This is a genomic window from Klebsiella terrigena (genome assembly GCF_006539725.1).
Classification (GTDB): domain Bacteria; phylum Pseudomonadota; class Gammaproteobacteria; order Enterobacterales; family Enterobacteriaceae; genus Klebsiella; species Klebsiella terrigena.
The window spans coordinates 12,793-36,667 of record NZ_BJNO01000022.1; the positions used below are offsets into that span (position 1 = coordinate 12,793).

The 23,875-nt window shown below is 57.7% G+C and carries 21 protein-coding genes; 13 read left to right on the forward strand and 8 right to left on the reverse strand.

The features are described from left to right. Nucleotides 1-17: 17 nt before the first annotated feature. The gene (ppc, locus tag RTE01_RS20610; RefSeq protein ID WP_041143449.1) at nt 18-2,669 is read left to right on the forward strand and encodes a phosphoenolpyruvate carboxylase; all 2,652 of its coding nucleotides are present in this window, start codon (nt 18-20) and stop codon (nt 2,667-2,669) included. Nucleotides 2,670-2,733: 64 nt separating this feature from the next. Here ppc and zinT read toward each other — a convergent pair whose 3' ends face one another. Then, nucleotides 2,734-3,384, reverse strand: a complete 651-nt coding sequence (zinT, locus tag RTE01_RS20615) for a metal-binding protein ZinT (RefSeq protein WP_141335322.1) — start codon at nt 3,382-3,384, stop codon at nt 2,734-2,736. 151 nt (nt 3,385-3,535) lie between these two features. Between zinT and RTE01_RS20620 the strand changes: the two genes are divergently transcribed. The 3 genes from RTE01_RS20620 (at nt 3,536) to gldA (ending at nt 6,421) form a co-directional block, all read left to right on the forward strand. Beyond that, a complete protein-coding gene (locus RTE01_RS20620; RefSeq protein WP_115193833.1) occupies nt 3,536-4,399 on the forward strand; it encodes a helix-turn-helix transcriptional regulator in 864 nt (287 codons plus the stop codon). A 201-nt stretch (nt 4,400-4,600) separates the two neighbouring features. Beyond that, nucleotides 4,601-5,263 carry a fructose-6-phosphate aldolase gene (gene fsa, locus RTE01_RS20625; protein ID WP_041143446.1) on the forward strand — a complete coding sequence of 221 codons (663 nt, stop codon included), beginning with the start codon at nt 4,601-4,603 and terminating at the stop codon, nt 5,261-5,263. 54 nt (nt 5,264-5,317) lie between these two features. Next, nucleotides 5,318-6,421, forward strand: a complete 1,104-nt coding sequence (gene gldA / locus RTE01_RS20630) for a bifunctional L-1,2-propanediol dehydrogenase/glycerol dehydrogenase (protein WP_141335324.1) — start codon at nt 5,318-5,320, stop codon at nt 6,419-6,421. A 31-nt stretch (nt 6,422-6,452) separates the two neighbouring features. Here the strand turns inward: gldA and metF are convergent, their stop codons facing one another. Both metF and RTE01_RS20640 read right to left on the reverse strand, forming a co-directional pair. Continuing rightward, nucleotides 6,453-7,343 (reverse strand): methylenetetrahydrofolate reductase, encoded by an 891-nt coding sequence (gene metF, locus RTE01_RS20635; RefSeq protein ID WP_041143444.1) that lies wholly within the window; start codon nt 7,341-7,343, stop codon nt 6,453-6,455. A 188-nt stretch (nt 7,344-7,531) separates the two neighbouring features. Further along, entirely contained in the window at nt 7,532-8,437 is a 906-nt protein-coding gene (locus RTE01_RS20640) for a LysR family transcriptional regulator (RefSeq protein WP_041143443.1), read from the reverse strand. A 122-nt stretch (nt 8,438-8,559) separates the two neighbouring features. On the opposite strand from RTE01_RS20640, the gene RTE01_RS20645 reads away from it, so the two are divergent. Next, nucleotides 8,560-8,898, forward strand: coding sequence for a carboxymuconolactone decarboxylase family protein (locus RTE01_RS20645; protein WP_374761805.1), 339 nt, complete (start codon nt 8,560-8,562; stop codon nt 8,896-8,898). A 45-nt stretch (nt 8,899-8,943) separates the two neighbouring features. On the opposite strand, the gene RTE01_RS20650 is transcribed toward RTE01_RS20645, so the two are convergent. Both RTE01_RS20650 and metB read right to left on the reverse strand, forming a co-directional pair. After that, nucleotides 8,944-11,376, reverse strand: coding sequence for a bifunctional aspartate kinase/homoserine dehydrogenase II (locus RTE01_RS20650; RefSeq protein ID WP_115193836.1), 2,433 nt, complete (start codon nt 11,374-11,376; stop codon nt 8,944-8,946). 2 nt (nt 11,377-11,378) lie between these two features. After that, nucleotides 11,379-12,539 (reverse strand): cystathionine gamma-synthase, encoded by a 1,161-nt coding sequence (metB, locus tag RTE01_RS20655; protein WP_041143440.1) that lies wholly within the window; start codon nt 12,537-12,539, stop codon nt 11,379-11,381. 268 nt (nt 12,540-12,807) lie between these two features. Here metB and metJ point away from each other — a divergent pair, with 268 nt between their 5' ends. Then, a complete protein-coding gene (gene metJ / locus RTE01_RS20660; RefSeq protein WP_004869405.1) occupies nt 12,808-13,125 on the forward strand; it encodes a met regulon transcriptional regulator MetJ in 318 nt (105 codons plus the stop codon). 107 nt (nt 13,126-13,232) lie between these two features. On the opposite strand, the gene rpmE is transcribed toward metJ, so the two are convergent. After that, on the reverse strand, nt 13,233-13,448 hold the full coding sequence (gene rpmE, locus RTE01_RS20665) for a 50S ribosomal protein L31 (RefSeq protein ID WP_041143439.1): 216 nt from the start codon (nt 13,446-13,448) through the stop codon (nt 13,233-13,235). A 246-nt stretch (nt 13,449-13,694) separates the two neighbouring features. Between rpmE and priA the strand changes: the two genes are divergently transcribed. The 7 genes from priA to rraA all read left to right on the forward strand — a co-directional run bounded on the left by priA (nt 13,695) and on the right by rraA (nt 21,678). Then, nucleotides 13,695-15,890, forward strand: a complete 2,196-nt coding sequence (gene priA / locus RTE01_RS20670; RefSeq protein WP_141335326.1) for a primosomal protein N' — start codon at nt 13,695-13,697, stop codon at nt 15,888-15,890. A 151-nt stretch (nt 15,891-16,041) separates the two neighbouring features. Then, nucleotides 16,042-17,070, forward strand: coding sequence for a DNA-binding transcriptional regulator CytR (gene cytR, locus RTE01_RS20675; protein WP_041143437.1), 1,029 nt, complete (start codon nt 16,042-16,044; stop codon nt 17,068-17,070). A 91-nt stretch (nt 17,071-17,161) separates the two neighbouring features. Continuing rightward, the gene (gene ftsN, locus RTE01_RS20680; RefSeq protein WP_041143436.1) at nt 17,162-18,139 is read left to right on the forward strand and encodes a cell division protein FtsN; all 978 of its coding nucleotides are present in this window, start codon (nt 17,162-17,164) and stop codon (nt 18,137-18,139) included. A gap of 91 nt (nt 18,140-18,230) precedes the next feature. Continuing rightward, entirely contained in the window at nt 18,231-18,761 is a 531-nt protein-coding gene (gene hslV, locus RTE01_RS20685; RefSeq protein WP_041143435.1) for an ATP-dependent protease subunit HslV, read from the forward strand. A 9-nt stretch (nt 18,762-18,770) separates the two neighbouring features. Then, nucleotides 18,771-20,105 carry an HslU--HslV peptidase ATPase subunit gene (gene hslU / locus RTE01_RS20690; protein WP_041143434.1) on the forward strand — a complete coding sequence of 445 codons (1,335 nt, stop codon included), beginning with the start codon at nt 18,771-18,773 and terminating at the stop codon, nt 20,103-20,105. 68 nt (nt 20,106-20,173) lie between these two features. Further along, nucleotides 20,174-21,100 (forward strand): 1,4-dihydroxy-2-naphthoate polyprenyltransferase, encoded by a 927-nt coding sequence (gene menA, locus RTE01_RS20695; RefSeq protein ID WP_123552995.1) that lies wholly within the window; start codon nt 20,174-20,176, stop codon nt 21,098-21,100. A gap of 92 nt (nt 21,101-21,192) precedes the next feature. After that, nucleotides 21,193-21,678 carry a ribonuclease E activity regulator RraA gene (gene rraA, locus RTE01_RS20700; RefSeq protein ID WP_041143432.1) on the forward strand — a complete coding sequence of 162 codons (486 nt, stop codon included), beginning with the start codon at nt 21,193-21,195 and terminating at the stop codon, nt 21,676-21,678. Between the two features lie 57 nt (nt 21,679-21,735). Here rraA and pfkA read toward each other — a convergent pair whose 3' ends face one another. Together pfkA and fieF are read right to left on the reverse strand one after the other, a co-directional pair. After that, a complete protein-coding gene (gene pfkA, locus RTE01_RS20705; RefSeq protein ID WP_134528319.1) occupies nt 21,736-22,698 on the reverse strand; it encodes a 6-phosphofructokinase in 963 nt (320 codons plus the stop codon). Between the two features lie 203 nt (nt 22,699-22,901). After that, nucleotides 22,902-23,798 carry a CDF family cation-efflux transporter FieF gene (gene fieF / locus RTE01_RS20710; RefSeq protein WP_041143430.1) on the reverse strand — a complete coding sequence of 299 codons (897 nt, stop codon included), beginning with the start codon at nt 23,796-23,798 and terminating at the stop codon, nt 22,902-22,904. Nucleotides 23,799-23,875: the final 77 nt, after the last annotated feature.

The following is a 23,875-nucleotide window of genomic DNA, read 5'->3' on the forward strand; positions in this document are numbered from 1 at the left end:
GGGGTGTCTGGGGTAACATGAACGAACAATATTCCGCTTTGCGTAGTAATGTCAGTATGCTCGGTAAAGTGCTGGGCGATACCATCAAGGATGCACTGGGAGAGAACATTCTTGAACGTGTCGAAACTATCCGTAAATTGTCCAAGTCTTCTCGCGCGGGCAATGAAGCCAATCGCCAGGAACTGCTCACCACGCTGCAAAACTTGTCCAACGACGAGCTGCTGCCGGTAGCGCGCGCCTTCAGCCAGTTTCTGAACCTGGCCAATACCGCTGAGCAGTACCACAGCATTTCGCCAAACGGTGAAGCGGCCAGCAATCCGGAAGTGATTGCCCGTACCCTGAGAAAGCTCAAAGGCCAATCCCATCTCAACGAAGACACCATTAAAAAAGCGGTGGAGTCCCTGTCGCTGGAGCTGGTATTAACCGCCCACCCGACCGAAATCACCCGCCGTACGCTGATCCACAAAATGGTGGAAGTGAATAACTGCCTGAAGCAGCTCGATAACAAAGAGATCGCTGACTACGAGCACCACCAGCTGATGCGCCGCCTGCGCCAGCTGATCGCCCAGTCATGGCATACCGATGAAATCCGCAAATATCGCCCGACGCCGGTTGATGAGGCGAAATGGGGCTTTGCGGTCGTCGAAAACAGCCTGTGGGAAGGCGTGCCGAACTACCTGCGCGAGCTGAACGAACAGTTGGAAGAGAACCTCGGCTATCAGCTGCCGGTTGATTTCGTCCCGGTGCGCTTCACCTCCTGGATGGGCGGTGACCGCGACGGTAACCCAAATGTGACCTCCGATATCACCCGCCACGTGCTGCTGCTCAGCCGCTGGAAAGCCACCGATCTGTTCCTCAAAGATATCCAGCTGCTGATTTCCGAGCTGTCGATGGTCGAATGTACCGACGAGCTGCGTGAAATGGCCGGCGCCGAAGGGGCACAGGAACCGTACCGCTATCTGATGAAAAAGCTGCGCACCCAGCTGATGGATACGCAGTCGTGGCTGGAAGCGCGCCTGAAAGGGCAGAAGCTGCCGAAACCCGCGGGCCTGATTACCCAGAACGAACAGCTGTGGGAGCCGCTTTACGCCTGCTATAAATCCCTGCAGGCCTGCGGTATGGGCATTATCGCCAACGGCGAGCTGCTCGATACCCTGCGCCGCGTGAAGTCATTCGGCGTGCCGCTGGTACGTATCGATATTCGTCAGGAAAGCACCCGCCATACCGAAGCGCTGGGCGAAATGACCCGCTATCTCGGCATCGGCGATTATGAAAGCTGGTCAGAAGCCGACAAGCAGGCGTTCCTGATCCGCGAGCTGAACTCCAAGCGTCCGCTGCTGCCGCGTCAGTGGGAGCCAAGCAATGAAACCCGCGAAGTTCTCGATACCTGCAAAGTGATCGCCGAAGCGCCGCACGGATCCATTGCCGCTTACGTGATCTCCATGGCGAAGACGCCGTCTGACGTGCTGGCCGTACACCTGCTGCTCAAAGAGGCCGGTATTGGCTTCGCGCTGCCGGTTGCTCCGCTGTTTGAAACCCTGGACGACCTCAATAACGCCAACGACGTGATGACCCAGCTGCTGAATATCGACTGGTATCGCGGCTTTATTCAGGGCAAACAGATGGTCATGATCGGCTACTCTGACTCGGCGAAGGATGCGGGCGTCATGGCCGCTTCCTGGGCGCAGTACCAGGCTCAGGACGCGCTGATCAAAACCTGCGAAAAAGCCGGGATTGAGCTGACGCTGTTCCACGGTCGCGGCGGCTCTATCGGCCGCGGCGGCGCCCCGGCGCACGCGGCGCTGCTTTCCCAGCCTCCAGGCAGCCTGAAAGGCGGCCTGCGCGTCACCGAGCAGGGCGAGATGATCCGCTTCAAGTTCGGTCTGCCGGAAGTCACCATCAGCAGCCTGTCGCTGTATACCAGCGCGATTCTGGAAGCGAACCTGCTGCCGCCGCCGGAACCCAAACCGGAGTGGCGCAATATCATGGCCGAGCTGTCCGACATTTCTTGTGAAATGTACCGCGGCTACGTGCGTGAAAATAAAGACTTCGTACCTTACTTCCGCTCCGCTACCCCGGAGCAGGAGCTGGGCAAACTGCCGCTCGGCTCACGCCCGGCGAAACGCCGCGCTACCGGCGGGGTAGAGTCTCTGCGCGCGATCCCATGGATCTTCGCCTGGACGCAGAACCGCCTGATGCTACCGGCCTGGCTGGGCGCCGGCGCCGCGCTGCAGAAAGTCGTGGAAGATGGCAAACAGAGCGAGCTGGAGACCATGTGTCGCGACTGGCCGTTCTTCTCAACCCGTCTTGGGATGCTGGAAATGGTGTTCTCGAAGGCCGACCTGTGGCTGGCGGAATATTACGATCAGCGCCTGGTGAAACCGGAGCTGTGGGGCCTCGGCAGCGAGCTGCGCGAGCTGCTCTCTTCAGGTATTAACGTGGTACTCGATATCGCCAACGATTCTCATCTGATGGCTGACCTGCCGTGGATTGCCGAGTCTATCCAGCTGCGTAATATCTATACCGACCCGCTGAACGTCCTGCAGGCAGAGCTGCTGCACCGTTCGCGTCTGGCGGAAGAGCAGGGCCAGGATCCGGACCCGCGCGTTGAGCAGGCGTTGATGGTCACCATCGCCGGCGTGGCTGCGGGTATGCGTAACACCGGCTAACCTCTGCCCTTCGTCAGCATAAATCCCCGGAAAGCGCCGTACGCGCGCTATCCGGGGATTTTTATTAATGGTGCAGCATCTCGTCGACAATCTGCTCTTTATGCAGCGCGTAGGGGTAGTACGTCGGCCAGTTATCCATCTCTTTCAGCAGCGACTCCTGTGAATCATTGCCCATAAAAATATGGAAGTGCTGCGATTTTCTCGGGCCAATTGTGTGATCGCTAAACTGGACGAATTTCGGTGCTTTCGAGTCTGCCTGCTGGCACTCAAATAAATAGCGCACGCCCTTCTTGCCGGAAGCATATTGCAGGATCTTATAGCCGGAATAGGCGTACCGACAGGCGTTAACCTCTTTCCCGACGTGGAACTCCATCACGTTGTCTTCAATCCCAATTTGGTCAACGTCGGTGGCGTACCCCTTCTTATAATATTCACGATACTCGGCGACGCTTTTCGCCCCCGCTTTTTTGGCCTTCTGCTCCAGCACCGGATCCAGGTCCCCCTTGAGCAGATACGGATTCACCGATTGCCAGATACCATCCCAGTCGCTTAACGGGCGATCCTTAACGTCTTTATCGGCAAAAATACCTTCGCTCGCCTTAACTTCCGCCTCGGTCAATGCCGGACCGTGGCTGTGGTTCCCGTGAGCAAAAGCCTGGCTACCGGCCAGCAGCATGCCAACGCCAAGCGCAAATACGTGTATCTTTCTGGTCATCACTCTCTCCTGAGTTAACTTTTGCAATCGATAGTTACGATATAACATAACATTTATGTTGTGCAACATCTGATGCGCGCAGATTCGCCCGACTTTGGCCCTTCCCGCGATGTCGGGTATGATAAAAACGTGGGCTTTTTAAGGAGCAGGAATGGACGGCCATCTCAGTCAGCACATCGATGCTTTAATTAACGGCCCGACGGCAATCAGGCAGGTTCGCTTTACCACCGAGCATCGCCCGGCCTCGGGGCTGGCGCTGCAGGTCGATTTTCCGCGCCTCGACGTTATCCTCGAAGGCCAGCGCGGCGATCCCGGCATCAAGGCCGAGCCGGCGCTGCTTTGCCGCTATGATGTGCTGTATATCCCCGCAGGCGGCTGGGATCTTGCGCAGTGGCAGGCGCCCTGCACCGCGTTGAGCATTCAGTTTGGTAAGCAGCAGCTGGAGTTCACCCTTCAGCGCTGGGACGGCGAGACGCTGCATATTGAAGAGAGAGTGCAGACGCCGCGCCGCGGTCCTCGCGTGGGCTCCTTTCTGCTGCAGGCGCTCAATGAAATGCAGATGCAGCCGCAGGAGCAGCAAACCGCGCGCTACATAGCGATCGGCCTGCTCAGCCACTGCGCCGATCTCCTCGGCAGCCAGGTGCAAACCGCTTCCCGCAGCCAGGCGCTGTTTGAAGCCATCCGAAAATATATTGATGCCCGCTTCGCCGAACCCTTAACCCGCGAGTCAGTCGCCGAGGCGTTCTATCTCTCCCCCAACTATCTCTCTCATCTGTTTCAGAAATGCGGACCGATGGGCTTTAACGAATACCTGAACCACGTGCGTCTCGAGCAGGCCCGAATGCTGCTAAAAGGCCACGATATGAAGGTTAAGGATGTCGCTCACGCCTGCGGCTTTGCCGACAGTAACTACTTCTGCCGCCTGTTTCGTAAAAATACCGAACGCTCGCCGTCAGAATATCGTCGCCAGTATCATAGCCAGCTGACGGAAAAGCATCCGCCGACGGAAAACTAGATTTTTGTAAGTTCTTTCTGGCAACCACGCCCTGATTCCCTCCCGATATGCCAGGCAGCGGCGAATAAACATGATCTAAATCACTGTTACCCGCAATGCGTACATTTATCCAGTTTTTGGCAAATTTGTCATCTGGCGACCCGCCGGGCCCAGGCCGTATCCTTATCTCAACGTCACTGAATTACGCATTGAGGAAAGGTTATGGAACTCTATCTGGACACCGCGAACGTAGCAGAAGTTGAACGCCTGGCACGCATCTACCCGCTGGCCGGGGTAACCACCAATCCAAGCATCATCGCCGCGGGAAAAACGCCGGTTTGGGACGTTCTGCCCCGCCTGCAAAAAGCCGTTGGCCCGGATGGGATCCTCTTTGCCCAGACCATGAGCCGCGACGCGCAGGGCATGGTTGAAGAGGCAAAACGTCTCAGTAACGCCATACCCGGCATTGTGGTAAAAATCCCGGTCACCGCCGAAGGGCTCGCCGCGATAAAGCTGCTGAAAAAAGAGGGTATCACCACGCTCGGTACCGCGGTCTACAGCGCCTCTCAGGGTCTGCTGGCGGCGCTGGCCGGGGCAAAATACGTCGCGCCTTACGTCAACCGCGTTGACGCCCAGGGCGGCGACGGCATCCGCATGGTACAGGAGCTGCAAACCCTGCTGGAGCTGCACGCGCCGGGCAGCAAAGTGCTGGCGGCCAGCTTTAAAACGCCGCGTCAGGCGCTCGACTGCCTGCTGGCCGGATGTGAAGCTATCACCCTTCCTTTAGACGTAGCGCAACAAATGCTCGGCACGCCCGCGGTAGAGTCAGCAATAGAGAAGTTTGAGCAAGACTGGAATAGCGCTTTTGGAAATCTGAACCTGTAACCCGATCGGCGAACCGCCCGCGGGCGGTATCACGGTCATCCAGGAGGAATAGAAATGGATCGCATTATTCAATCGCCAGGCAAATACATTCAGGGTGCAAATGCTATCACCCGCCTCGGCGGCTATCTCAAACCGCTGGCCGAGCGCTGGCTTATCGTTGGCGACAAGTTTGTGCTGGGCTTTGCCGAAGAAAAGCTGCGTCAAAGCCTGGCCGAAGCCGGCCTGGTCGCCGAAATCTCCCCGTTCGGTGGCGAATGCTCGCATAATGAAATCAATCGCTTGCGTGATATAGCAGGCTCAGCCCGCTGCAATGCCGTACTGGGTATCGGCGGTGGAAAAACGCTGGATACCGCAAAAGCATTAGCACATTTTATGAATCTACCGGTGGTGATTGTCCCCACCATCGCCTCCACCGACGCCCCCTGCAGCGCGCTCTCGGTTATCTATACCGACGAGGGCGAGTTCGACAGCTATCTGATGCTGCCGCGCAACCCCAATATGGTCATTGTTGATACCCAGATTGTTGCCGGCGCACCGGCGCGCCTGCTGGCGGCCGGTATTGGCGATGCGCTAGCCACCTGGTTTGAAGCCCGCGCCTGTTCACGCAGCGGCGCCACCACCATGGCCGGCGGAAAATGCACCCAGGCGGCGCTGGCGCTGGCTGAACTGTGCTACCACACGCTGATTGAAGAGGGAGAAAAGGCGATGCTGGCGGCGGAGCAGCATGTTGTCACGCCGGCGCTGGAAAAAGTGATCGAGGCCAACACCTACCTCAGCGGCGTCGGCTTTGAAAGCGGCGGCCTGGCAGCCGCACATGCCATCCACAACGGCCTGACCGCCCTGCCGGACGCCCATCATTACTATCACGGTGAAAAGGTCGCCTTCGGCACGCTGACGCAGCTGGTGCTGGAAAACGCGCCGGTAGAAGAGATTGAAACCGCCGCCGCGCTGTGTCACAGCGTGGGCCTGCCGCTCACCCTGGCCCAGCTGAACATCAAAGAGGATATTCCGGGTAAAATGCGCATCGTTGCCGAAGCCGCCTGCGCGGAAGGAGAAACTATCCATAACATGCCTGGCGGAGCCACGGCGGATCAGGTTTACGCCGCGCTGCTGGTCGCCGACCAGTACGGTCAACGTTTTCTGGAGGAGTGGGAATAAATAAAAATGGCCCTCGAAGAGGGCCATTTTTTTACACCGCCGGGCGCACGCCCAGGGTGTGGCAAATCGCGTAGCTCATCTCCGCGCGGTTTAAGGTGTAAAAGTGGAAATCCTTCACCCCTTCGCGGCTTAAAATTTTGACCATGTCCATGGCGATGTTCGCCCCCACCAGCTGGCGAGTTTCGGCATCATTATCCAGACCTTCAAACATTTTCGACATCCACGTTGGAATGCGCACGTTGGTCATATCGGCAAATTTCTTCGCCTGCTTGAAGTTGGATACCGGCAGGATGCCCGGGATAATTTCGACATCAATCCCCGCGGAGACGCAGCGATCGCGAAAGCGCAGGTAGCTTTCAACATCAAAGAAGAACTGGGTGATCGCCCGGTTAGCGCCGGCCTCGACCTTACGCTTCAGGTTCAGCAGATCCGCCTGGGCGCTTTTCGCTTCCGGGTGCACTTCCGGGTAAGCCGCAACGGAGATATCAAAATCGCCCACTTCTTTCAGCAGCGTAACCAGGTCCGCGGCATACATATCCGGCTTACCGCTGCCCGGCGGCAGGTCGCCGCGCAGGGCCACGATATGGCGGATCCCGTTGTTCCAGTAATCCTGGGCAATCGTGCGCAGCTCGTCGCGGCTGGCGTCGATACAGGTCAGGTGCGGTGCCGCCTCAAGGCCGGTACGCTCTTTTATACCTTTGATGATGCTGTGGGTACGGTCGCGTTCACCGGAGTTAGCGCCGTAGGTCACCGAAACAAATTTTGGCTTCAGGCTGCTTAAGCGATCGATGGATTTCCACAGGGTTTGCTCCATTTCACTGGTCCGCGGCGGAAAGAATTCAAAGGACACATTAATCTGGCCCTGCACTTCTGCCAGGCTCTGATTCAGGGCTTCCCGCTGATTGGCGTGAAAAAAGCTCATACCTTACCTCATCAATCGCATTTTATTGTTTGTTGTGTTGCGAACTTCTATACGTTTAGACGTCCAGATGTAAAAATGACGGAAAAGAGCCCGGGCGTCAATAGAAAAATCAGCGTAAAGAGTGAGGAATATTCAGGGAAGATGAAAATGATTCATGTCGTTTATGCTAAACGCCGCAGGGGTCGGCGCTAAGCTAATGATTCCTCAAGCAAGGGGAGCAGCCACGCGCGCAAAGCATCATTCTGCGGCAGCGTGACCACGCCCAGCGCCAGCGGAAAATGCAGGCTGGCCTCATCCAGCGGATAAAAGACCACCCCCTGACGCTGAATAGCCGCAAAGGATGCCGGCAGCAAAATCATCCCTTCCCCGCGCGCGATGCGGGCCAGCAGAACGTCATGCTCCGCGGGCTCTTCCACGTAGGCAGGCGTATACCCCGCCCGTTCAAACATCCGCCGGGTGTAGTCAAAAAATGCCGGGTTGCGCTCGCGTTTAAACCAAAACAGCGGCCGATGGTTAAAGGCCTTTAGGGCCAGCCCGGCGACGCTGGATTCCGGCCATGACGCCGGTAGCGCGGCGATCAGCGGCTCCTGATAGGGCAAGGGAGACAGAACCAGCCCGCTGGCATCGAGGGGGAGCGCCACCAGCGCCGCATCCAGCCGGCCCTTGCGCACCTGCTGCGCGAGGGATGGCGAGCCGTGACGGCTCATCTGCAAAGGGCGGCCACTCTCCCTCAGCGCGGCTTCGGCAGCGGTAAACACGCCCTGCTCAAAGGCGGTCGTCAGCCCGATCCGCAGCGGCGGCTGCCCGCTATCGGAGAGCTGGCCCAGCGCGGTTAAGGTTTGCTCCTGTAGCGCCAGCAGAGGGCGAATGATATCCAGCACCCGCTGCCCCTCCTCCGTGAGGATCAGGCCCCGGGTATGGCGCACGAATAGCGCGGCTCCCAGCTGCTCTTCCAGGTGACGGATATGACGGCTAAGCGGCGGCTGCGAGATAAACAGGCGTTGTGCCGCCCGGCTAATATTGTTCTCCTCCGCCACCACGGCAAAATAGCGCAGCAGACGAAGATCCAGAGAAGAGAGGCGTGAATTTGTCATACCGAAAAGGTATCACGAAAAGGGTATTACTCAAGTCCGGCAAACTTTCTTAATCTCCTCATCACACCCTATCACTATGAGGAAAGATCGTGACTTCATCACGTTTTACTACCGGCCTGGAGATGCTGCAGCGCGTTGACGGTAAGGGCGGCGAAGCCGTCGTTAACAGCCTGAGCGACATCGCCCCTGATTTTGCCCGCTATCTGGTTGAGTTCCCTTTTGGCGATATTTACGCCAGACCCGGGCTCGATTTACGCAGTCGTGAAATCGCCACTATTGCCGCCCTGACCGCTTCAGGCAACGCGGCCCCGCAGCTCAAGGTGCACATCGCAGCCGGGCTGCACGTCGGCCTGACGCAGGAAGAGATCGTTGAAGTGATCATGCAGATGGCGGTGTATGCCGGATTCCCGGCCGCCCTCAACGGGCTGTTCGCCGCCAAAGAGGTGTTCGCCGGGCGCTAGCGGCAAAAGAGACCGGACGGGCGTCCGGCCTCTCTGACAGGGAGATTACAGCAGCTGCGCCAGGCGATTAATATCCGATTGAATCGCGCCGGCGGTCACATCGCGCCCGGCGCCCGGGCCGCGGATCACCAGCGGATTATCACGATACCAGCGGCTATCGATAGCAAACACGTTATCGCACGGTAGCAGCGCCGCCAGCGGATGCTCCTGGCGCACGGCTTCAACGCCGACGCGCGCCTTGCCATTGGCGTCAAAACGCGCGACATAGCGCAGCACCAGGCCCATTTCGCGGGCGGCCTCAAGGCGCTGCAGCATCTGCTCGTTCAGCTCTTCGCCATTCTCAAAGAAGTGATCGACGGACCCTTCTTCGCAGTGCGCCGGCACCAGCGATTCCACGCGCACCTGGTCAGGCTCGATATCATAGCCCGCCTCACGCGCGAGGATCACCAGCTTGCGCATCACGTCTTTGCCCGAAAGGTCAACGCGCGGATCCGGTTCAGTTAGCCCCTGCTGCCATGCCTGATCGACCAGATCGGTAAACGGCACCGTCCCGTCAAACTGCAGGAACAGCCAGGAGAGCGTCCCGGAGAAAATACCGCTCAGCGCCAGAATGGTATCGCCGCTATCGATCAGATCGCGCACCGTGTGGTTTACCGGCAGCCCGGCGCCAACGGTGGCGTTGTAGAGCCAATGACGCCCCGTTTTCTCAAACGCGTCGTGGATCTGACGGTATTTATCGCTGCTGCTGGCCCCGGCCAGCTTATTGGCGCTGATCACGTGGAAACCGTGGCTGGCAAAATCAAGATACTGATCCGCCAGCTGCGCGCTGGCGGTCACGTCCAGCACCACTAAATCGTCGTACGGGTGGGCACGCATCCACAGGAACAGCGATTCTTCATCCTGCTCAACGGCTTCATCATGGAAGAAGGCCAGCGCACGGCTGGCGTCCAGCCCTTCGTAATTCAGCAGGCTACGGCGGCTATCCACCACCCCGGCGAGAACAAACTCAAAGCCGGTGCGCGCGGAAAGCGTGGTTTGCTCGCGAGCAAACAGCTCCAGCCAGCGGGAACCGATGTTGCCTTTGCCAAACAGCACCAGACCAATACGCTTTTCCGCGCGGAACAGCGACTGGTGCAGGCCCTGAATCAGGCTCTCGGTTGGGCCCGCGCGCAGTACGGCAACCAGGCTAATCCCCTCTTCAGACTGCCAGGTAAACTCAACCGGCTGCCCTTTCAGCTGCTGCCAGAAGCGGTGGCAGTGCAGCGGATTGCGGGTAACGCCCGCACCAACCATCGCCACCAGCGCCAGCTTCTGGCGTAAACGCAGCTCGCCAGGCAAACCGGCTTCGTCGAGCAGCCGCAGCGCGCTGTCCGCCACTTCGGCGGTATAGCAGAACTGCAGCAGCTTGCGGTCGGCATGCACGCCAACGGCCAGCGGGCGCAGCTGGGCGCGTTTAAAGATAAGATCCAGCTCCTTGTGCGCTAGCTTGAAATCCTGGCCCGCGGGCACCTGGAACTCAATCAGGCACACGTCGTCATGGCTGGTGACGATCCGCGCTCCGGTCCCGGAGGCCAGAACGCGTTCAATACGCGTTGAACCTTGCTCAGGGGTGTAGCTACAGCGCAGCTGCAGGTCGATATCGCTGCCGGAGACCGGCTGGAGCGTACGCGCGTGCAGCACCGGCGCCGCCAGGCGAGCCAGCTCGCTGGCTTCATCCAGGCGCAGCAGCGGCAGCAGGCAGGCATCCTTCACTTTACGCGGGTCGGCGCTGTAGACGCCGGCAACGTCGCTCCAGATAGTGACGCGGGACGCGCCGGCCAGAGCACCGATTTGGGTGGCGGAGTAGTCGGAACCGTTACGCCCCAGCAGCACGGTTTCTCCGGCGTTGTTACGCGCGATAAAACCGGTCACCACCAGACGTTTGTTCGGATGCTGCGCCATAAGCTGCTGCAGCAGCGGGTAGGATAAACCTTCATCCACCTGCGGCTGCGCCGAACGCTCGGCGCGCAGGAAGCTGCGCGCATCAAGCCACGCGGCCTCCAGCCCCAGCTGATTGAGGACTGCGGCCATCAGGCGCGCGGACCAGACTTCGCCGTGGCCAACCACTTCAGCGTATACCGCATCGGTGACGCCGCTATCCAGCAGGCCTGCCAGTCGTTCAAGATCGTGAATAAAGGTCGCGATAAGCGTGTCGGCAGCGTCTGCCGACAGCAGACCGGAGATCAGCTCCATGTGATAACGACGCAGCGACTGCTGTACCTGATGCGCAGAGAGGCGATCGGTCTGGCTGAGCTTCAGCCAGCTAATCAGCTGGTTGGTGGTGCTGCCAGCGGCGGAGACAACCATCATGTCGCCTGCCTGCGAGTATTCCGTCATGATCCCCGCGACGCGCAGGTAACATTTCGCATCCGCTAAACTACTCCCACCAAATTTGTGCAGCTGACGACCCTTCGCCCCTGCCTGCGCAATCACACTCATGTTTATTCCTCGTTTGCTGCCCGGAAGCCATTTTCCAGGTCGGCAATTAAATCTTCACCATCTTCAATACCGGTCGAAATACGCAGAAGCGTTTCTGAGATCCCCGCAGCCGCGCGCGCTTCAGGCGCCATGCCTGCGTGGGTCATCGTCGCAGCGTGAGAAATCAGACTTTCTACGCCTCCCAGCGACTCCGCCAGCGTAAATAGCGATAATCCGCTCAGGAAACGACGCAGCGTCTGCTCATCGCCATCCAGCTCGAAGCTTAGCATCGCACCAAAACCTTTTTGCTGACGCGCAGCAATCTCATGCCCCTGATTTTCCGGCAGAGATGGATGATACAGTTTTTTCACCAGCGGCTGAGTTTTCAGATAGTCGACGATCGCCTGCGCGTTGCGCTGGGCCACCTCCATACGCGGGGAAAGCGTACGCAGACCGCGCAGCAGCAGGTAGCTATCGAAGGCCCCGCCGGTGACGCCAATATTATTCGCCCACCATGCCAGTTCGGTGACAGTCTGCGGATCTTTGGCAATCACCACGCCGGCGACAACGTCTGAGTGGCCGTTCAGGTATTTGGTGCACGAATGCAACACCAGATCGGCTCCCAGCGCCAGCGGATTTTGCAGTGCCGGGCTCAGGAAGGTGTTATCCACCACGCTCACCGCCCCCGCTTCACGCGCCAGCGTGCAGATTTTCGCAATATCCACCACTCTCAGCAATGGATTACTTGGGCTTTCAACCAATACCAGCTTCGGTTTTTCCGCCAGCGCGGCGCTCAGCGCCTGCTCATCGTTTTGATCGACAAACAGCACGCGGTAGCAGCCGCGTTTCGCCAGGCTATCAAACAGACGATAGCTGCCGCCGTAGCAGTCGTGCGGCGCCACCAGCAGATCGCCCGGCTTCAGATAAACGGTGGTCACCAGCAGAATAGCCGACATGCCGGTATTGGTCAGAACCGCGCCCGCGCCGCCTTCCAGCTCCGCCAGAGCGCGCTGTACCACGTCACGCGTTGGGTTACCACGACGGGAATAGTCATGGGCACGAGGTTCGTTAAAGCCGGTGAAGTTATAGGTGCTGGAAAGGTGGATCGGCGGGACAACGCAGCCGTACTGTTCGTCGTCATTTAAACCGCTACGCACTGCGATGGTGGCCTGTTTACGCGTCATGTTGGGCAGTTCCTGGGCTGAATCGGTGAAATGTCAGACTCCAGAGTAATCATTGTCACAATAGACGTCAATACATCTGGACATCTAAACTTCTTTGCGTATAGATTGAGCAAACAGGAAATAGCCGTTAAAATTATATGCATTAGCGCACATCCGTATCGGCTTATCTCATGTCAGAAAGACGACTCATGCGGTAAACTACGCGCGATTATGGCCCGGACTCAAGATTCAGGCCCTTAACTAATGACTAGAGGATTAAAGGTATCTCATGGCTGAATGGAGCGGCGAATATATCAGCCCATACGCTGAGCACGGTAAGAAGAGTGAGCAAGTAAAAAAAATTACGGTTTCCATTCCTCTGAAGGTGTTAAAGATCCTCACAGATGAACGCACGCGTCGTCAGGTCAACAACCTGCGTCACGCCACCAACAGCGAGCTGCTGTGTGAAGCGTTCCTGCATGCATTTACCGGTCAACCGTTGCCTAACGATGAAGACCTGCGTAAAGAACGCAGTGATGAAATTCCGGAAGCGGCGAAACAGATTATGCGTGAGATGGGCATCGACCCGGATACGTGGGAATACTAAGCCAATAAAAAAGGGCAGAAGAAAGCTTCTGCCCTTTTTTATTTCTCCGCGTTTGACGGCGAGAGAAACAAAAAAGCCGCCCTGAGGCGGCTTCTTCTTCCGGCAACTTACTTGCTGCTGCCCGGTACGCTGAAGCGCTTGTTGAAGCGGTCAACACGGCCACCGGTAGCAACATCACGCTGTTTGCCAGTGTAGAACGGGTGGCATTTACCGCACACGTCGAGGTTCAGGTCGTGACCTACGGTAGAGCGGATTTTCATGACGTTACCGCAAGAGCAGTTAGCAGTAACTTCTTCGTATTTCGGGTGAATATCTTTTTTCATGGGAGAACCTCAGTTAAGGCCGCGTCGCTCTTCCAGCCCTAACGCCAGACACCACGCGATGTTAATAATTTCCCGTAGACTTTCCGCCGTGCGGAACTCATGGGTAATAGTATACGCTTTGATGCTGCACGAAGCACACCAAAGGCGGCGAATCATACAGAATTTGACCGACGGATGCAAACTGATCCGCGAGCCCTTATCACAATGTGTATACTAACCGGCCAGATTTCAAGTCAGGAAGATGACATGCCCGTCGCCCACGTAGCCCTGCCCGTTCCGCTGCCCCGTACCTTTGACTATTTGCTCCCTGAGGGCATCACGGTCAAAGCGGGCTGTCGCGTGCGCGTGCCGTTCGGTAAACAGGAGCGCATCGGCATTGTCACCGCGATTAGCGAACGCAGCGAGCTGCCGCTGGACGGACTCAAGCCGGTTGCAGAAGCGCTGGACGCCGAGCCGGTCTTTTCTTCCTCTATCTGGCGGCTGCTGCTGTGGGCGGCCGACTACTATCATCATCCGATTGGCGACGTGCTGTTTCACGCCCTCCCTATCGCCCTGCGCCAGGGAAAGCCGGCCAGCGCGACGCCGCTGTGGTACTGGTTCGCCACCGAGCAGGGCCAGGCGGTAGACATCAACGGCCTCAAGCGTTCACCGAAGCAGCAGCAGGCGCTGGCCGCGCTGCGTCAGGGAAAAATCTGGCGTCATCAGGTGGCGGAGCTGGAGTTCAGCGATGCGGCGCTGCAGGCGCTGCGCGGGAAAGGGCTCTGCGAACTGGCAAACGAAGCGCCGGCCATCACCGACTGGCGGACGAGCTTCACCGTCCCCGGAGAGCGGCTGCGCCTGAATACCGAGCAGGCCACCGCCGTCGGCGCGATCCACAGCGCCGCTGACCGCTTTTCCACCTGGCTGCTGGCGGGGATCACCGGCTCAGGGAAAACCGAAGTTTATCTGAGCGTGCTGGAAAACGTGCTGGCGCAGGGTCGCCAGGCGCTGGTAATGGTGCCGGAAATCGGCCTGACGCCGCAAACCATCGCCCGCTTTCGCGAGCGCTTTAACGCTCCCGTTGAGGTCCTGCACTCCGGACTTAACGATAGCGAGCGCCTCTCGGCGTGGCTGAAAGCCAAAAACGGCGAAGCGGCGATAGTTATCGGCACCCGCTCGTCGCTCTTTACCCCGTTTAAAGACCTCGGGGTGATCGTGATTGATGAAGAGCACGACAGCTCCTATAAGCAGCAGGAAGGCTGGCGCTATCACGCCCGCGACCTGGCGGTGTGGCGCGCCCATAGCGAGCAAATCCCGATTATTCTCGGCTCGGCAACCCCGGCGCTGGAGACGTTACACAACGTTCGCCAGGGAAAATATCGCCAGCTCAAGCTAACCAGGCGCGCGGGTAACGCCCGTCCTGCCCAGCAGCACGTGCTGGATTTAAAAGGCCAGCAGCTGCAGGCGGGGCTCTCTCCGGCGCTTATTGCCCGGATGCGTCAGCACCTGCAGGCCGATAATCAGGTCATCCTGTTTTTAAACCGTCGCGGCTTCGCCCCGGCGCTGCTGTGCCATGACTGCGGCTGGATTGCCGAATGCCCGCGCTGCGACAGTTATTACACCCTGCACCAGTCGCAGCATCATCTGCGCTGCCACCACTGCGACAGCCAGCGGCCTATACCGCGTCAGTGCCCTTCCTGCGGCTCGACGCATCTGGTGCCGGTAGGGCTCGGCACGGAGCAGCTGGAGCAGGCGCTGGCGCCGCTGTTTCCCGAAGTGCCACTATCCCGCGTTGACCGCGATACGACCAGCCGTAAAGGGGCGCTTGAACAGCATCTCTCCGATATTCATCGCGGCGGAGCGCGTATTCTGATTGGCACCCAGATGCTGGCAAAAGGTCACCACTTTCCGGATGTCACCCTGGTCTCTCTGCTCGACGTCGACGGAGCGCTGTTTTCCGCCGATTTCCGCTCGGCGGAGCGCTTCGCCCAGCTCTACACCCAGGTATCCGGCCGCGCGGGCCGCGCCGGGAAACAGGGCGAGGTTATCCTCCAGACCCACCATCCTGAGCATCCGCTGCTGCAAACGCTGTTATATAAAGGCTATGACGCCTTCGCGGATCAGGCGCTCGCCGAACGTCAGGCGATGCAGCTGCCGCCGTGGACCAGCCACGTGCTGATTCGTGCGGAAGATCATAACAACCAGCAGGCGCCGCTGTTCCTACAGCAGCTGCGTAACCTGCTGCAGGCCAGCCCGCTGGCCGACGATAAGCTGTGGGTGCTTGGCCCGGTTCCGGCGCTGGCGCCAAAGCGCGGAGGCCGCTGGCGCTGGCAGATCCTACTGCAGCACCCGTCGCGCACCCGCCTGCAGCACATCGTCAGCGGTACGCTGGCCCTGATCAATACGCTGCCGGAAGCGCGCAAGGTGAAGTGGATGCTGGACGTCGATCCTATTGAAGGTTAAGCCTTCTCTTGCGAGGCGGATCGAAAAAATTCAATGCTCATCACGTTTTTCATGAAAATTCTGTAACTCAACGCATCGACTATCTGCTAAAAATGTTGTTGATGTCAGATCACAAGGGATGTGTCTGCGCCAGTCAGCGAGGAGAAAACAGGTGAAGCCCAAAAAACAGGTGGTTGCCGCCACGATGAAAGACGTCGCCCTGAAGGCTAACGTTTCAACGGCAACCGTATCCCGAGCGTTAATGAATCCCGATAAGGTTTCACAAACTACCCGTAATCGGGTGGAGCAGGCGGCGCTGGAAGTCGGCTATTTGCCGCAGTCGCTCGGGCGAAATATGAAACGCAACGAATCGCGCACGATCCTGGTGATTGTGCCGGATATTTGCGATCCCTTCTTCAGTGAAATCATCCGCGGTATCGAAATCACCGCTGCGGAACAGGGGTACCTGGTACTGATCGGCGACTGCGCCCATCAAAACCGTCAGGAAAAAACCTTTATCGACCTGATTATTACCAAGCAGATCGACGGCATGCTGCTGCTCGGCTCCCGGCTGCCGTTCGATGCCGGCGTAGAGGAGCAGCGCAATCTGCCGCCGATGGTGATGGCAAACGAGTTTGCGCCAGAGCTCGAGCTGCCCACGGTGCATATCGACAACCTCACCGCCGCCTTCAACGCCGTCAACTACCTGCACGAGCTGGGGCACAAGCGTATCGGCTGTATCGCCGGTCCGGAAGAGATGCCGCTGTGCCACTACCGTCTGCAGGGCTACGTCCAGGCGCTGCGCCGCAGCGGGATAACCGTCGAGCCGCAGTATATTGCCCGCGGTAATTTTACCTATGAGGCCGGCTCTAACGCCCTCGAGCAGCTTTTATCGCTGCCCGTGCCGCCAACGGCGGTGTTCTGCCACAGCGATATTATGGCGCTGGGGGCTCTGTCGCTGGCAAAACGTCGTGGCCTGAAAATTCCTGACGATTTGTCTATTATTGGTTTCGATAACATCTCTTTGTCTGAATTTTGCGATCCGCCATTGACGACCGTTGCGCAACCGCGCTTTGATATCGGCCGCGAAGCGATGCTGCTATTGCTGGACCAGCTGCACGGTCACAGCGTCAGCAGCGGCTCGCGACTGCTTGACTGCGAGCTGATCGTTCGTGGCAGTACGCGAAAAATCAGAGCATAACCATCAGGCTTTCGGGCCTGCTCTTCTGGTCAAAGGCCCGCCGCTTAAGTAACATGGCGGGCTGACGAATGAATAAGACAGCGAAACGATAGTGGCACAACGAGATTATGTACGCCGCAGCCAACCGGCTTCTTCGCGGCGCAAAAAGAGCAACACCCGAAGCTCAAGGAACAAGCAAAGCGGCCTTTCTGCTATTTCACCTACCATGGTGGCAATCGCGGCGGCCGTGCTGGTGGCCTTTATCGGTGGACTGTACTTCATCACGCACCACAAAAAAGAAGAAGCTGAAGCGCTGCAAAACCGCCAGGCGGCAGGTAACGGCCTACCGCCGAAACCGGAAGAGCGCTGGCGCTATATTAAAGAGCTGGAAAGCCGTCAGCCTGGCGTACGTGCGCCAACTGAACCAACGGCCGGCGGCGAAGTGATGAAGCCTGAACAGCTGACCAACGAACAGCGCCAGCTGCTGGCACAGATGCAGGCCGATATGCGCCAGCAGCCTACTCAGCTGACCGAGGTGCCGTGGAACGAACAGACCCCGGCACAGCGTCAGCAGACGCTGCAGCGTCAGCGTCTGGCTCAGCAGCAGGTACAGCAGCAGCAGTGGGCGCAAACCCAGCAGCAGGCGCCGGTGCAGCAGCCGCGCGTACAGCAGCGGGTTGTAGAACAGCCAGCACAGCAGCCGAAGCCGGTACAGCAGCCGAAACAAACGGCGGCAGCGACGCAGCCGTATCAGGATCTGCTGCAGACGCCAGCGCATACCGCAGCGGCACCTAAAACACAGGCGGCCGCGCCGGTTGCGCGAGTTGAAGAGGCGCCAAAAGCCGCAGCCGAGAAGAAAGACGATCGCAGCTGGATGATCCAGTGCGGCTCCTTTAAAGGAGCTGAACAGGCGGAAACCGTCCGTGCTCAGCTGGCCTTTGAAGGATTTGCCTCGCACATCACCACCAACAACGGCTGGAATCGCGTGGTCATTGGGCCGCTGAAAGGCAAGGAAAATGCCAACGACATGATCGGTCGCCTGAAAATGGCCGGGCATGCAAACTGCATTCGTCTCGCCGCCAGGGGTTGAAACCCTCAAAATCCCCCCCATCTATAATTGCATTCCGCCCCGCGTAAAGCGCGGGGCCCCTATTCCGCTTTTGTAACCAAGGGGTCTGCTCGTGACAACAATAGTTAGTGTTCGCCGTAACGGCCATGTGGTTATTGCCGGTGATGGCCAGGCCACGCTGGGCAACACCGTAATGAAAGGCAACGTGAAAAAAGTCCGCCGTCTCTACAATGACAAAGTGATTGCGGGCTTCGCCGGCGGCACCGCAGACGCCTTTACGCTGTTTGAACTGTTTGAACGTAAACTGGAAATGCACCAGGGCCATCTGGTCAAAGCCGCCGTTGAGCTGGCGAAGGACTGGCGTACCGATCGCATGCTGCGTAAGCTGGAAGCGCTGCTGGCGGTAGCGGATGAGAACTCGTCCCTGATCATCACCGGTAACGGTGACGTGGTGCAGCCAGAAAATGATTTAATTGCTATCGGCTCCGGTGGTCCCTACGCCCAGGCCGCTGCTCGCGCTCTGCTGGAAAATACCGATTTGGGCGCTCGCGACATCGCAGAGAAGGCGTTGAATATTGCAGGCGATATCTGCATTTATACCAACCATTTCCACACCATCGAAGAATTAGCCTCTAAAGCGTAAGGATCTCCCATGTCTGAAATGACCCCACGCGAAATTGTCAGCGAACTGGACAAACATATTATTGGTCAGGACGCCGCTAAGCGTTCTGTCGCTATCGCCCTGCGTAACCGCTGGCGCCGCATGCAGCTTAGCGAAGAGCTGCGCCATGAAGTTACGCCGAAAAACATTCTGATGATCGGCCCAACCGGCGTCGGTAAAACCGAAATCGCGCGTCGCCTGGCAAAACTGGCCAACGCGCCGTTCATCAAAGTGGAAGCGACCAAATTCACCGAAGTGGGCTATGTCGGTAAAGAAGTGGATTCCATCATCCGCGATCTGACCGATGCGGCGATCAAAATGGTCCGCATGCAGTCCATCGATAAAAACCGCTACCGTGCGGAAGAGCTGGCGGAAGAGCGCATTCTTGACGTGCTGATCCCACCGGCGAAAAATAACTGGGGCCAGGCTGAGCAAACTCAGGAGCCGTCCGCGGCGCGTCAGGCATTCCGCAAAAAACTGCGCGAAGGCCAGCTCGACGATAAAGAAATCGAGATTGACCTTGCCGCTGCGCCAATGGGCGTAGAGATCATGTCCCCTCCGGGCATGGAAGAGATGACCAGCCAGCTGCAGTCCATGTTCCAGAACCTGGGCGGGCAGAAGCAGAAGCCGCGCAAGCTGAAAATCAAAGACGCGATGAAGCTGCTGATTGAAGAAGAAGCGGCCAAACTGGTTAACCCGGAAGAGCTGAAGCAGGACGCTATCGACGCGGTTGAGCAGCACGGTATCGTATTTATCGACGAGATCGACAAAATCTGTAAGCGCGGCGGCAATAGCTCCGGCCCGGACGTGTCTCGTGAAGGCGTCCAGCGCGATCTGCTGCCGCTGGTTGAAGGCTGTACCGTCTCAACCAAGCACGGCATGGTGAAAACTGACCATATCCTGTTTATCGCCTCCGGCGCATTCCAGGTGGCCAGTCCGTCAGACCTGATCCCTGAGCTGCAGGGTCGTCTGCCGATTCGCGTCGAGCTGAAAGCGCTGACCACCGAAGATTTCGAGCGCATCCTGACCGAGCCGAACGCCTCGATTACCGTACAGTATAAGGCGCTGATGGCCACCGAAGGCGTGAGCATTGAGTTTACGCAAGACGGCATCAAGCGTATCGCTCAGGCCGCATGGCAGGTCAACGAAACCACCGAGAACATCGGCGCGCGCCGTCTGCATACCGTCCTGGAGCGTCTGATCGAAGATATCTCCTACGATGCCAGCGAAATGAACGGCCAGAGCATCACCATTGACGCTGAATATGTCGGTAAACATCTCGATGTTCTGGTGGCAGATGAAGATCTGAGTCGTTTTATCCTATAATCCGGTTCAATATATTTTCATCACAATCGATGGGGCTATAAATAGCCCCATTTTTTTGGCCGGAACCTATGACTGAACAACCGATAAACCGCACCCAGGCCTGGCTGGAAAGCCTGCGCCCAAAAACGCTGCCTCTGGCCTTTGCCGCCATCGTTGTCGGAACGACGCTTGCCTGGCACCAGGGTCATTTCGATCCCTGGGTGGCTCTGCTGGCGCTGATTACCGCCGGTCTGCTGCAAATTTTATCTAATCTGGCTAACGATTACGGCGATGCGGTAAAGGGCAGCGACAAGCCCGATCGTATAGGCCCGCTTCGCGGTATGCAAAAAGGGGCGATCAGCCAGGCGCAGATGAAGCGCGCGCTCATCCTCACCGTGGTGCTGATTTGTCTTTCCGGACTGGCTCTGCTGTTTTCCGCCTGGCAAACCATGGCCGATTTTATTGGCTTTATGGTTCTGGGCAGCCTCGCCATCGTCGCGGCAATCACCTATACCGTCGGTACCCGCCCTTATGGCTATATCGGCCTTGGCGATATTTCGGTGCTGGTCTTCTTTGGCTGGCTGAGCGTGGCGGGAAGCTGGTACCTACAGGCCCACACGATTGCCGCCAGCGTCTTCCTGCCCGCAACGGCCTGCGGCCTGCTCGCGGCGGCAGTGCTCAATATCAATAACCTGCGCGATATCGATAGCGACCGGGAGAACGGTAAAAACACCCTGGCCGTGCGCCTTGGTCCGCTCAACGCCCGCCGCTACCACGCCTGCCTGTTAATTGGCGCTCCGCTGTGCCTGGCGCTGTTTAACCTGCTTTCTCTGCACAATCCGTGGGGCTGGCTGTTTATCCTCGCTACGCCGCTGCTGGTGAAGCAGGTGCAGTTTGTCATGCGCGAGCGCGAACCGGTGGCGATGCGCCCAATGCTGGAACGAACGGTAAAAGCGGCTCTGTTAACCAACCTGCTGTTTGTCATCGGGATTATTTGCAGCAAGCTGCTGGGTTAACTGACAAATATCAATTAACAATTGATGATTTTGCCAACAATGGGTTTCGCGAGATATACTAAAAACTCTCGCAGCAACTGAACGTTAAGCCTATGAAATACGATACTTCCGAGCTTTGTGACATCTACCAGGAGGATGTCAACGTAGTGGAACCTCTGTTCTCCAACTTTGGAGGGCGGTCGTCGTTTGGTGGACAAATCATCACGGTGAAATGTTTCGAGGATAACGGGTTGCTATACGATATGCTCGAACAGAACGGCCGTGGTCATATTCTGCTGATCGATGGCGGCGGTTCCGTCCGACGGGCGCTGATTGACGCGGACCTGGCGCGTCTGGCGGTGCAGAATGAGTGGGAAGGACTGGTGGTTTACGGCGCGGTGCGTCAGGTAGACGATCTGGAAGAGCTGGATATCGGCATCCAGGCGCTGGCAGCCATTCCCGTAGGTGCCGCAGGTGAAGGCATCGGCGAAAGCGACGTCCGCGTCAACTTCGGCGGCGTGACCTTCTTCTCCGGCGATCATCTGTACGCCGATAATACCGGCATCATCCTCTCCGAGGATGCGCTGGATATCGAATAGCCCGCCCAATAAAAAAGGCCTTCTCTCTGAGAAGGCCTTTTTGTTTTACGCTGAAACTTAGTACAGTTTCTTCGCGCAATCCAGCCAGTCATTTTTGAACGGACGCTTCATGTTTTCGATAGCGTCGATAATGTCATGATGAACCAGCTTCTCGTTCTGAATACCCACACAGCGGCCGCCGAAGCCCTGCAGCAGCAGGTCAATCGCGTAGGCGCCCATGCGGGATGCCAGGATACGGTCATAAGGAACCGGGGAGCCGCCGCGCTGAATGTGACCCAGAACGGTTGCACGCGTTTCACGACCGGTCTCTTTCTCAATGTAGTCAGCCAGCTCGTGGACGTCGCACATGTGCTCTGTGATGGCCACAATCGCGTGTTTCTTACCTTTGGCGATACCCGCTTTGATTTCAGCGACCAAATCGTCGCGGCTGTAATCAACCTCAGGCACCATGACGAATTCACAGCCGCCGGAAATAGCCGCCGCCAGCGTCAGATCGCCACAATAGCGGCCCATCACTTCAACGATGGAAATACGCTGGTGTGAGGAAGAGGTATCACGCAGACGGTCAATCGCTTCAACAACGGTGCTCAGCGCGGTGAAAAAACCGATGGTGTAGTCGGTGCCTTTAATATCGTTGTCGATGGTGCCCGGCAGACCGATGCACGGGAAGCCCATTTCGGTCAGGCGCATCGCCCCCATGTACGAACCATCACCGCCGATAACAACCAGCGCATCCAGACCGCGCTTTTTCATGTTCTCAAGGGCCACGGCGCGAACGTGCTCTTCGCGGAATTCCGGGAAACGTGCTGAACCCAGGAAGGTGCCGCCACGGTTGATCATGTCGGAAACGCTATAGCGGTCGAGCTGGATCATACGATCTTCATACAACCCGAGGTAACCGTCATAGATTCCAAAAATTTCCAGACCTTCCGTTAATGCCGCGCGCACAACGCCGCGAATTGCCGCGTTCATGCCCGGCGCATCACCGCCACTTGTCAACACACCGATTTTCTTAATCATGACTACCTCTGAACTTAGGAAGCAAAAAATAATCCTGTTGCCTGAAGCGCTCCCTTATCAGGAGTGCACGACGATAATTGCAATAGTATATCAAACGCTTCTGGCTGAATTGATTCAGGTCAGACCAAACGGCGGTAATTTATACAAATAATGCCGGCCTGCCCCACATTTTTACATCGAGTTTACAGACTATAACTCAAAGCTTAAAAAACGCCCTGCCGCGCCAGCGGCACCACAGAACAGGGGTCCTGATGGATAATGACATCAGAACCCGGAAAACGGTGCAGAATCGCCTGCTCCACCTGGTCGGCAATGACGTGTGCCTGAACCAATGGCAGGTTATCTTCCATTTCCAAATGTATTTGAATAAAGCGAGTCGGCCCTGACTGCCGCGTCCGTAGATCGTGTGCCCCGCTGACGCCAGGCCATGCGGTCACGATATTGATAATGTCCTGACGTTCCTCATCAGGCAGCGCGCGGTCTAACAGCGACTGGACGGCCTCATAGGCCATGCGCAGCGCGCTATACAGAATATAGACGCCTATCCCCAACGCAAATAGCGCATCGGCACGATGCCAGCCGTACCAGGAGAGGCCCAGCGCCACCAGAATAGCGCCGTTCATCATAACATCAGACTGATAATGAAGCATATCTGCTCGCACCGCCTGACTCTGCGTTTTTCTCACCACCCAGCGCTGGAAGGTCACCAGCACCAGCGTACTGAGCAGCGCAATCAGGGTCACAATCATCCCGACGCCCGCCGCCTGCATCGGTTCCGGGCGCGCCAGGTGCTGAATACCGGTCAAAAACAGGAACAGCGCCGACCCGGAGATAAACATACTTTGCGCCAGCGCCGCCAGCGACTCGGCCTTGCCGTGGCCAAAGGTATGCTCCTCATCGGCAGGTTGCAGCGAATAGCGCACCACCAGGAGATTGGTTAACGAGGCGGCAATATCCACCAGCGAGTCCACCAGCGCAGCCAGAATACTCACAGAGCCGGTATACCACCACGCAAAAATTTTAATCAAAAGTAACGCGGAAGCCATCACCGTCGCCGCAATGGCCGCACGACTCACCAGCCGCCCATAAGATTGATTCATAAACGCTCCTTCACCCGCAGTGCGCTTAGTATAACCCGATCTATTGCGACGACGGATGACAAGCGGGAGGTCGTTTA